Consider the following 2,724-nt stretch of genomic DNA (forward strand, 5'->3'; position numbering starts at 1 on the left):
CCCCCCGGTCGAGGGCAGTTGCACGGTGACCTCGTACCTGCCGATCCCGAACAGCACCGGCACCTTCACGTACTGGATCGACATCACCGCGAGTCCGATGACGGTCAGGACCGCGAAGATCACCAACTGGATTCGAACGAATCTGGTCATTCTCATGGCGTCGGTGCCCCTCCCAGTTGCGGCGGAAGGCCGGGGATCTGCGACAGACCCGGAATCTGCGGAAGACCGGGGAGAGCCGGTACCGGTGCCGGATTCGGCGCGGGCTGCAAAGGAGCCCGGAGCGGGTCGCCGGAGTGACCGGCAACCCCCGCGAGGGCGCCGACCGCTCCCTCTACGCCACCGAGCGACCCACCGAGTCCCGTGCCCGTCAGGAAGTTGCTGTCGACACGCTCCGCGGTCAGGTCGATCATCATGAACAGGTTCGCGTAGTCGCCCATGATCGCCTTGTCCATCGTCTTCATCGGGAACGGGTACGTCAGCATGAGCGACAGCACCTCGGTCAGCGCGTTGCCCGAGTTGGCGAGTTCACGAAGGACCGGGGTGAGATTTCGCAGGTTCGCCTTCAGATCCTCTCCGCTGCTGTCGACAAGGCGGGTCGCGGTGTCGCTCAGCCTGCCCAGTTCGACAAGGGCAGTGGTCAGGTTCTGACGCTGTCCGACAAGCACCTCCAACGCGGGTGGAATGCCGTCGAGTGCGGCCTCGAGCGTCGCCTTCTGCTCGTTGACGGTTCCCGCGAGCCGGTCGATGCCCTCCATGGCCCCGATGATGTCGCCCCGTTGCTGATCGAGGCTGGTGACGAGCTGATCGAGTTGCGGCAACAGGTCGCGGATCGACTCTTCCCGGCCGCCGAGGGCCGCGTTCAGCTCTTGGGTGATGTCCTGGATCTGGGCGATGCCGCCGCCATTGAGCACCACCGACAGCGAGGACAGCGTCTGCTCCGTGGTGGGGTACGCGCCGGCGCGCTCGATGGGAATGACGTCACCGTCTTCCAGCCGGCCCTCGGGTTCCGTGTCGGTGGGCGGGGCGAGTTCGAGGTGCTGTGAACCGAGGAGACTGGTCTGGCCGATCTTGGCGGTCGCATTCGCCGGAAGTTCGACGTCCCCGTTGATCGACACGGTGACCTGCGCGTGCCAGTCCTTCACATCGATGCCGGATACGGTACCCACTGTCACGTCGTTCACCCTGACCGGTGAATTCTGCGTCAACGTCGTGACATTCGGCATCTCGATCTCGACCGTGTACGCGTCGTCGCCCAGCCCCTCCGTCCCGGGCAGGGGGATCGAGTTCAGTCCTTCCCACTCACAGCCGCTCAGGGTGAGCGAGACCGCCACCGCGGCCGCGGCGATGCCGGCGGCCCGCACTCGCCGGTGCGATTGCCTTGTCATCGTCCACCTCCAGGCTGCAGCAGGTCGTTCAGATTCCCGGGTACGTCGACGGTCGGCATCCCTGCGAGCGTCCCGGTGGGCGCCGGAGCGGAACGTGCCGGTACCGAGTCGGCCAGGCTCGGCGGACTGTATTGGATCTGGCCGGGCAACGCGTTCACACCCGTCGCCGGGTTGGTAAGGATGGGAAGATAATTCATTGTCAACGAGTTCAGCACCGGCCCGAGGTATTGCGCGCACAGGTCCGCGCTCCGCTCGGAATCGTTCGTCTCCAGACTCGAGATCGAACCACACATGAACGCGACCGGATTGCTGAAGTTCGTGCCGATGGCCGCACCGACGAGCGAACCCTGCGCCGGTTTGTAGATGTTGTTGAAGTTGGCCAAGGCCGTCGGCGCGACGTGCAGCACCTGTTCGAGCTGGGGTCGCTTGTCCGCGAGCAGCTGCGTGGCATCCGCGAGTCGTCCCACCTGTTCGGTGAGGGCGGACCGGTTCTCGACGACGAACCGGTTGACGTCTCCCAATGCGATGTCGAGGTCGGTCAGTGCCACCCCGAGTTCGTCGGAGTTGTTCGCGAGCATGCTCGACACGGACGCCAGACGGCCCTCGAACTGAACGATCTGCTCGTTACTGGACGACAGCGCCGCCACGAACGTCTGCAGATTGCGAATGGTGGAGAACAGGTCGGTCCGGCCGTCCGACAGTGTGCGCATGGTGGCCGACAACTCGCGCAACGTGTTCCGCAGCGACTCGCCGTTGCCGTCGAGGTTCTCTGCCGCGGTGTCGATGAACGTTCCCAGCGATCCCTGCTCGTCGGCGCCCTGGGGTCCGAGGGCGGTGGAGAGCTTGTTCAGTTCGCTCTTGATCTCGTCCCATTCGACGGGCACAGCCGTGCGTTCGATGGGAATGGAGGCTCCGTCCTGCAGGGTCGGTCCTCCCGCGTAGACGGGGGTCAGCTGGACGAACCGGCCGGAGACCAGGCTGGGTGCGACGATGACGGCCTTGGCGTCGGCGGGTATCTCGACCCCCGAGTCGACGGTCATGGTGACCTTGGCGAAATCGGCTGCCGGTTCGATCTTGTCGACGTCGCCGACCTTCACACCGAGCACCCGCACATCGTCGCCCGAGTACAGGCCTGTGGTGGTCGGGAAGTACGCGGTGATCGTGTTCTTGCCGAGACGGGGAAGGACGAAGAACAGCGTGCCCACGACGAGTGCCACCACGACGGCAGCGATCCCGCCGCGGATCCACCATTTCTTCCGGGAGTCGGGAGACCGATCGTTCGTCTCCTGTCGATCGGTCATCGCGGTGCCTCCGGGGGAAGTACCCGAGTCCTCGAACC

At 65.2% G+C, this 2,724-nt stretch carries 2 protein-coding genes and 1 pseudogene; all 3 read right to left on the reverse strand.

Annotated elements, in window-relative coordinates; translation table 11 throughout:
* Window positions 1–156, reverse strand: a pseudogene (locus tag WAW17_RS23760) (virulence factor Mce); the annotation flags it as partial.
* A complete protein-coding gene (locus WAW17_RS23765; protein ID WP_422335358.1) occupies window positions 153–1,385 on the reverse strand; it encodes an MCE family protein in 1,233 nt (410 codons plus the stop codon). The gene WAW17_RS23765 and the pseudogene WAW17_RS23760, both read right to left, overlap by 4 nt.
* Window positions 1,382–2,686: an MCE family protein gene (locus tag WAW17_RS23770; protein WP_422335359.1), complete on the reverse strand. Its 1,305-nt coding sequence runs from the start codon at window positions 2,684–2,686 to the stop codon at window positions 1,382–1,384. Before WAW17_RS23770 ends, WAW17_RS23765 begins: the two co-directional genes overlap by 4 nt.
* Window positions 2,687–2,724 lie beyond the last annotated feature (38 nt).

The organism is Rhodococcus sp. (in: high G+C Gram-positive bacteria), from assembly GCF_049286785.1.
GTDB lineage: Bacteria > Actinomycetota > Actinomycetes > Mycobacteriales > Mycobacteriaceae > Rhodococcus_F.